We start from the raw sequence: 6,833 nt of genomic DNA, 5'->3' as shown, positions 1-6,833 counted from the left end.
CATATCTTTTCAAGAAAGATAGCGCATTACCTCGGTGAGACCAACCAGATTGGTAGTCTGGCTTGATTTCTAAAGCTTTATCATAGCTAGCGATCGCTTCCACATATCTTCCCAAATAAGATAGTGCAATACCCCGGAGGTACCAGTCATAATAATCGTCAGGTTTAATTTCTAGGGCTGTGTCGTAGCTAGCGATCGCTAGCTATGACAAAGCCCTAGAAATTCAACCTGACGATTATTATGCCTGGTACTTCCGGGGTATTGCACTATCTTATTTGGGAAGATATGAGGAAGCGATCGCTAGCTATGATAAAGCTTTAGAAATCAAGCCTGACTACCAATCTGGTTGGTCTCACCGAGGTAATGCGCTATCTTTCTTGAAAAGATATGAGGAGGCGATCACCAGTTACGAAAAAGCCCTAAAATTTAAACCCGACTACCACTATGCCTGGTACTTCAAAGCTTGCTGTTATGCTTTGCGGGGTAATGTTGACTTGGCAATCGAGAACTTGCAGCAAGCTATTGCTCTAAATCCTGATGAATGCCGAGAAATGGCTAAAACTGACTCAAACTTTGACAGCATTCGGGAAGATCAGCGGTTTCAAGCGTTGATAGAGGGCTAAAAGGGAGAGTCTCAGTTGAGTAAAGGGCGACCCGATCAAATTGAGTGAACAGTGTTGTGGATTGGTGCAAGCGGGTCGCCCCTACAATGTGCTAAGCTGTTCGGCATTTAAACCTTAATATCAGTAATGGCGCAAGCCTTGTAGTGCGTTAAGCGAAGCCATGCCGCAGGCTTTGCATCTTGCTCGCTACTAATACCCAATTTAAATGCATGATAGCTTATATTCCTTGGAGCGATCGCGCTCTATCCTTCCTCCGGCTTTCGACCTATAATGGTGCGATGTCGCGGCTCACTCGCCACGGTGACGTGATGTTCAAATCCCACCGTCTGCATCAATCCTTCTACATCCAAGGTGTAATAATCATCTGACCAAGGATCAGTGCTTTTCATGAATGCTTTAAAACCAAGCGATAGCGCGGTTTACCATGGCGCAGTTTTTCCATCGCCTCATTCACCTGCTCAAAGCTGAAGGTTTCGGTAATGGGTTCAACGCCCTGTCGTGCGGCGAAATCCAGCATCCGAGTAATGGTGACTGGACTCCCCAGTGGACTCGCTGAAATTGACTTTTGACCGGCAATTAAGGGAAAAATTGGGGTAGACAGGGGATTGGGGATGACTCCAACAAAGTGTAACCGACCTTTGGGACGTAATGCAGCAATGTAGGCGTTCCAATCGAGGTCAGCACTAGCCGTGGAGAGAATAAAATCAAAGGAATTCTGCACGGATTCCAAGGCTTTGGGATCGCCCGAATTGATAAAATGAGTGGCTCCCAATTCCCGTGCTTCTGCTTCTTTATCAGGACTACTGGAAAATGCTGTGATCTCACACCCCCAAGCCTGGAGGAAACCCAAAGCGATATGACCTAATCCACCAATACCAATTACGCCAACGCGATCGCTCGGTTTAATGTCAAACTGAACAATCGGGTTAAATACGGTAATCCCGCCGCAGAACAACGGACCTGCGGTAGCGGGATTGATCCCATCAGGTAGGGGAACCACCCAACTGTAATCCGCACGAACCTTATCCGCGAATCCACCATGACGACTGACAATTGTCCCTTCTGCGTTCGAGCAAAGGTTGTGATTTCCTGACATACACCATTCACACGTCATGCAGGAACCCGAAAACCACCCTAATCCAACTCGTTGTCCTAGGTTGAGCGTGGTGACTTTATCGCCCAATGCAGCAATTGTACCCACAACTTCATGACCTGGAACAAAGGGGTACTCGGTCATTCCCCACTCATTGTCCAGCATACTCAGATCACTGTGACAAATCCCACAATACTCGACCTTAATCTCTACCTCTTCATCACCGAGAGTACCGGGATCGTACTCGAAGGGTTGGAGTTGTCCTCCGGGTTCATGAGCGGCATACGCTTTGATCATGATGAAATCTGTAATAGTTACTGTCTATCATGTTAAAGGATTGAACCCCCTTCTATCAGAAAAATAGTGTACCCTTAGTTACGGTTGATGGAAATAAACCCAACTCTACTAAGTTAGATAAAGATTCCTCAAACTCTGACATAAGACATAAGACATAAGACGAATGACCAATGGAACAGGACGTTTTCCGCGAACTTGCTAACACGCTGCGATCGGCAATTGGGTTGCTGGATGGGGAACAAAATGCCCAACTCCGCCAAGACGCGATCGCACTCTGCGATTATCTGGAGAATCCGATTTTCCGCATTGCTGTTTTTGGTCCGTTTAATTACGGGAAATCAACCCTACTCAATGCTTTATTGGGTAAACGTACCCTACCTATCGATTTAATCCCCACCACAGGTGCAGCGATTCATATCGGTTACGGGAACGAATTACACACGCGCATTACGCTCTCTAATGGTCAACAAATCAGCGAGAACGGTACAGATGTCCTGAAACAGTTTGCCATATTAGATGACCAACGGCGGATGCGGGAGGATGTGACGAATGTTGAGGTTTTTTGTCCCCATCCGTTCCTAAAAACGGGGGTAGAATTGCTGGATTTACCGGGAACGGATGATCGGAAAGCCCAGGACGCTTTAGTTCGCGACCAACTGCTCTCGGCTGATTTAATTGTTCAGGTTCTCGATGGTCGTAAGTTGATGACATTAGGGGAGCGAGAACACCTGAGAGATTGGTTGTTGGATCGGGGAATTACTACGGTGGTTTTTGTGGTTAATTTCCTGAATTTATTGGAACCAAATGAGCAGAAACAAGTCTATAACCGTTTGCTATTTGTGGCAGAAAGTTTCCGATCGCAACTTCCGAATAATATCAGTAATATCTATCGCGTCGATGCTCTCCCCGCCTTACGCTATCGACTCAAAGGCGATACCGCCGCCGCCCAAACCACGGGGTTAGATATGTTGGAATCGGCGCTGCAAAGCATTGTCGCCACGCGCCATGAGAGCCTCGCCTTCCGCTTTCCCCGTGTGCAAGCGATCGCGTCTCAAATCCAACAGGCTGCAACTGTCAAAGTGCAAGCCGTTTCTGCTGAAATCACCGTGGCTGAACAAAAGCATCAAACCAAATTAGAGATTAAACAAAAAGCACAAAACCTAATAAAAAAAGGATTCGCCGCCAGTGTGTCTGATTTCCAAGGATGGCTCTATTTACCGAAACTTTTAGAACGCTATCAATCAGAACTGGTTACAGCGCTTCAGCAGGGTACATTTAATCTATGGGAACAAGGTGGTTTTAAAGAGGCGATTCAGAACCATCAACAGGGAATTGTTAAATGGGTGCATCAAGCCAGTGAATTTTTTGATCGCCAACCTCCCCCTGATCTGACGATTCCCTTTCCCAAACCCCCAGAAGTCAAGCTTCCGGAACCCCCACCCCAAGCGAAAGGAACTAAGGGCGTTACTCCAGTTGCGATCGCGACAGGATTGGGTTGGGTATTTGGTGGACCCGTTGGTGCGGCGGTTGCGGGTGGGGCGACGTATTTGTTAAACAAAACTCCTAGCGATTCTGCACCGCCAAAATCTTCTACGTCTTATATAGAACAAGTGACTCAAGCTTACACCGATGCAGCAACAGAGTACCTAACGTGTTTTAGCCGCGAGGCGGTTTCTGCTTTGGAAGCTTATGAAAAATTGGCGGAAACGGTGATTAATGTTAATCTAGCGAATGAGCCGTTAAAACTGACAATTCAGCATCATCAGTTACAGTTATTGCAAAATGTTTTAGCGAATTTGGAGCAAGAATTGGAGCGGGTGCGGTTAGCCCTGAATTAAAGCCCTGAACTCAAGAGCGGGCTGAAAGCTAAAACCCGTTAAAACGGGTTCAAATTCTTTAATGGAGTAAGCTTTAGCTTACTTAAGCTTTGGGTCCCGGAAATTTATTTCCCGGCTATAGGTTAAATCTAGCTGAATAGCAACGTTATAGGAGCACGTTGCCCTGAACTAAAGTACTCTAAGAGAAGCCGCTCCGCGTCTACGGGCTGAAAGCTAAAACCTGTTAAAACGGGTTCAAATTCTTTAACGTAGTAAGCTTTAGCTTACTTAAGCTTTAGGTTCCGGAAATTTATTTCCCGGCTACTTTTGATAACGCCACTGTTTTGCCCGAAACACACCAACTAATTTAATTCCACTCTCAATTTGAGCAAATCGCTCTTGTTTGACGGATCGCGCTGAACTCTCCTGCACAGAGGTTAAGCTATAACTCAGGAGTGCCAAGACTAATGCCGTGGCGGTTAAATTACACGTAAATCTTATGTTAAACATTGCCCTGAAATAACCTTACTCAATCACTGGCAAGACTCCAGTGGTAAACTCAGCTATGACTTGGTGATGGAAAATCACCGGGATAAAACTTCCTGTCAAGTAAAATCATAAACTAAAAACCCTCCTAAATAACTTCAGTAAACTTACTGAAAAATTTGCGGCTGTTCTATCAGCAATTTCGCGTAGATTCACCGAACAATCTTCATGAAATGAAGATTTGATGAAGATTATGGGTAGTTTACCGATCACTTGGGCGACTCAGGTACGGCGGTTAGGCGATGGCTAAATAGGGCTTGCTGCACAAGTCAGCGTTCAATTGCCAGTCAAGCTCAAGTTAAACATGATCATTTCTGGTTAAAACTTCCAGCATGAATATAATACCCAAAAGCATCACAATAAGAACAGATTCCATAACTAAATCTCCTGCTGTCAATACTTCAACAGTAGAAAAATATAGTTTGGTTTAGATAGGATAATAGGTAACTCTTTTGATTGACTATTAAATAACCAATCCATCTCGCCCAATCTGTAGCTTTGGTAACATCTGGATATGTACAGTTTGCCAATTGGCACGGCTACAATGGCACTTCTCGATTGGGTGCAATACAGACTGGGGCAGGGTGTAGGGTGTAGGGTGTAGGGTGTGGGGTGTAAAGCAGGTTAAGACGAATGGCACTGACTTTAGAGTTTGTAGTAAGCGCTTTAGCGCTTCTGGCACGCTTCGTGCCTACTACGAACCCAGCTTAAGTCAGTGACATTCAGGTTAAGACATTCTCTACTGTTCCCTGTTCCCTATTCCCTATTCCCTATTCCCTGTGGGGATTAACTGATGTCCTAACGTTTCTTCGTAGTGCTATATAACCAATTAATCATCCCATCTGGCAAGATAATTTTAGTGCGAGTGTTCGTATCAATACAAACATGGCGAGTTAAGGCATCTGCTAGGTGTCGTTGCGGTGAAGCAGCATCGATAACCTGATACTTAATTTCAAACTTGCTATCACTTAACCGTTGAGGTATCCCATCAATCAGCAGATTGTCCCCACAAAACATGGGCTGGAAAAAGTCTACACTACTGTGGATAATTGGCACAGCCACAGCAGTGTGGCTAAAAAATGTCTTGAGATTAATACCCACCTTGGCTAGAGAGTCTTCATAGGCTTCGTGACACATCGCCAAAACATTGGCAAAGTAAACGACACCAGCAGCATCGGTATCTTGAAAGCGGACGGTGCGATTATAGGTAAAGGACATGATTTAAATTGTTAAGCTTAATGGCACGCTGGTTAAGGCTGGTGGGTTGACTATTCTGTTCACTTAGAATTTCCCAATGGCGGTTGACTCGGACGCCACCGCTTTTTTTCTCGCCGTTGTTTCCAGTCCCGAATGGCAATCGCCTCTTTTGCGGCGGGAGTGCGATAACCCTTGCGGCTACTTTCATCTTGATTGGCTGAGGTGCTAGTTTTCGGGTGGGGTTGTTTGACTAAATACTGCGCCAGATCGTCGTAGGGTGATTTAAAATTCAGGTCTTGCAGAATGTGCCGAACTGAATGATAACGATTCGTCAGCGATACATTCGTCATTTTCCGCAGCACTTGAGTCAAAGGCTGACTGATATGCACCAAGCGTTCCCAGTATAAGGCACCGGTTTGGCGATCGCTGTGCAAGTCTAGAGGCGCTTTTCCGGTTAGCAGGTAAAGACAGGTCATCCCTAGGGCGTAGATATCACTGGCAAATACCGGGCGCAGCGAAAACTGTTCGGGTGGGGCAAATCCGACGGTGCCGATAAAATGAGTTGAGGCGAGTTTCATGCTACTGTCGAGGGCTTGCACCAACTTCTCCTTGACCGCACCGAAGTCAATCAACACCAGCCGACCATCGTCTTCACAGCGGATAATATTTTGTGGCTTAATATCTCGGTGAATCACGTTATTGCGGTGAATGTAGTCGAGTAGGGGTAGCATTTCCGCCAAAAACTGTCTGATGGCTACCTCAGATAAACATCCACTCCGCCTGACTAGCCGTGCTAAGGTTGAACCACGGACATATTCCTGAACTAAAAAAAATTCCTCTCCAGTCTCAAAGTAATCGAGTAACATGGGGATCTGAGAGTGACTACCCAGTTTGCCGAGAATTTTTGCCTCTCGTTCAAAACGCTGGCGAGCATTCTCCAAGGCTTTCGGGTCATCAACTTTGGGGCAAAGTTGCTTAATCACACAAAGCGGTTGACCCGGTAACTCAGCATCTTTGGCGAGAAAGGTCACGCCAAACCCACCGCGCCCCAACATTCGCAAGATCTCATAGCGATCGCAAAAGAGTTCATTTTGACCGCAAAGCTGACCAAGTTGGGTTTGCTGTAAAATTTCCGAGTGGAAGGAAGACAGGTTTCCCGGCGCAAAATTCATTTTTCCAGAATCTGATGGTACAAGCTCTCCAGCCTGTTCTTAGTTTAGGCAAAGATCTTATCTTTCTTCAAATTTACACGACGCCCCG

Annotated in this window: 7 protein-coding genes and 1 pseudogene; 2 read left to right on the top strand and 6 right to left on the bottom strand. The window is 45.9% G+C overall.

Features of this window, described 5'->3' with window-relative positions; genetic code table 11:
• On the bottom strand, window positions 1–196 hold a 196-nt coding region (locus tag RH949_RS25025), incomplete at its 3' end, for a tetratricopeptide repeat protein (RefSeq protein ID WP_446356957.1).
• Between RH949_RS25025 and RH949_RS25020 the strand changes: the two are divergent.
• Window positions 192–623: pseudogene (locus RH949_RS25020) on the top strand (TPR end-of-group domain-containing protein); the annotation flags it as partial. The gene RH949_RS25025 and the pseudogene RH949_RS25020 overlap by 5 nt on opposite strands.
• Window positions 624–865: 242 nt before the next feature.
• On the opposite strand, the gene RH949_RS25015 reads toward RH949_RS25020, so the two are convergent.
• Window positions 866–1,012 carry a hypothetical protein gene (locus tag RH949_RS25015; protein WP_446356955.1) on the bottom strand — a complete coding sequence of 49 codons (147 nt, stop codon included), beginning with the start codon at window positions 1,010–1,012 and terminating at the stop codon, window positions 866–868.
• Window positions 1,009–2,013: an NADPH-dependent aldehyde reductase Ahr gene (gene ahr / locus RH949_RS25010; protein ID WP_446356953.1), complete on the bottom strand. Its 1,005-nt coding sequence runs from the start codon at window positions 2,011–2,013 to the stop codon at window positions 1,009–1,011. Before ahr ends, RH949_RS25015 begins: the two co-directional genes overlap by 4 nt.
• 170 nt (window positions 2,014–2,183) lie before the next feature.
• Here ahr and RH949_RS25005 point away from each other — a divergent pair, with 170 nt between their 5' ends.
• A complete protein-coding gene (locus RH949_RS25005) occupies window positions 2,184–3,851 on the top strand; it encodes a dynamin family protein (RefSeq protein WP_446356951.1) in 1,668 nt (555 codons plus the stop codon).
• A 300-nt stretch (window positions 3,852–4,151) separates the two neighbouring features.
• On the opposite strand, the gene RH949_RS25000 is transcribed toward RH949_RS25005, so the two are convergent.
• The 3 genes from RH949_RS25000 to RH949_RS24990 form a co-directional block, all read right to left on the bottom strand.
• Window positions 4,152–4,340 (bottom strand): hypothetical protein, encoded by a 189-nt coding sequence (locus RH949_RS25000; protein WP_006098911.1) that lies wholly within the window; start codon window positions 4,338–4,340, stop codon window positions 4,152–4,154.
• Window positions 4,341–5,174: 834 nt separating this feature from the next.
• Window positions 5,175–5,594: an acyl-CoA thioesterase gene (locus tag RH949_RS24995; RefSeq protein WP_446356949.1), complete on the bottom strand. Its 420-nt coding sequence runs from the start codon at window positions 5,592–5,594 to the stop codon at window positions 5,175–5,177.
• A gap of 59 nt (window positions 5,595–5,653) precedes the next feature.
• On the bottom strand, window positions 5,654–6,745 hold the full coding sequence (locus tag RH949_RS24990) for a protein kinase domain-containing protein (RefSeq protein WP_446356947.1): 1,092 nt from the start codon (window positions 6,743–6,745) through the stop codon (window positions 5,654–5,656).
• Window positions 6,746–6,833: the final 88 nt, after the last annotated feature.

This window comes from Coleofasciculus sp. A1-SPW-01 (assembly GCF_040217205.1).
Lineage (GTDB): Bacteria > Cyanobacteriota > Cyanobacteriia > Cyanobacteriales > Coleofasciculaceae > Coleofasciculus > Coleofasciculus chthonoplastes_A.
The sequence above is the reverse complement of the archived record's forward strand: the minus strand, read 5'-3'. Positions and strand labels throughout refer to the sequence as shown.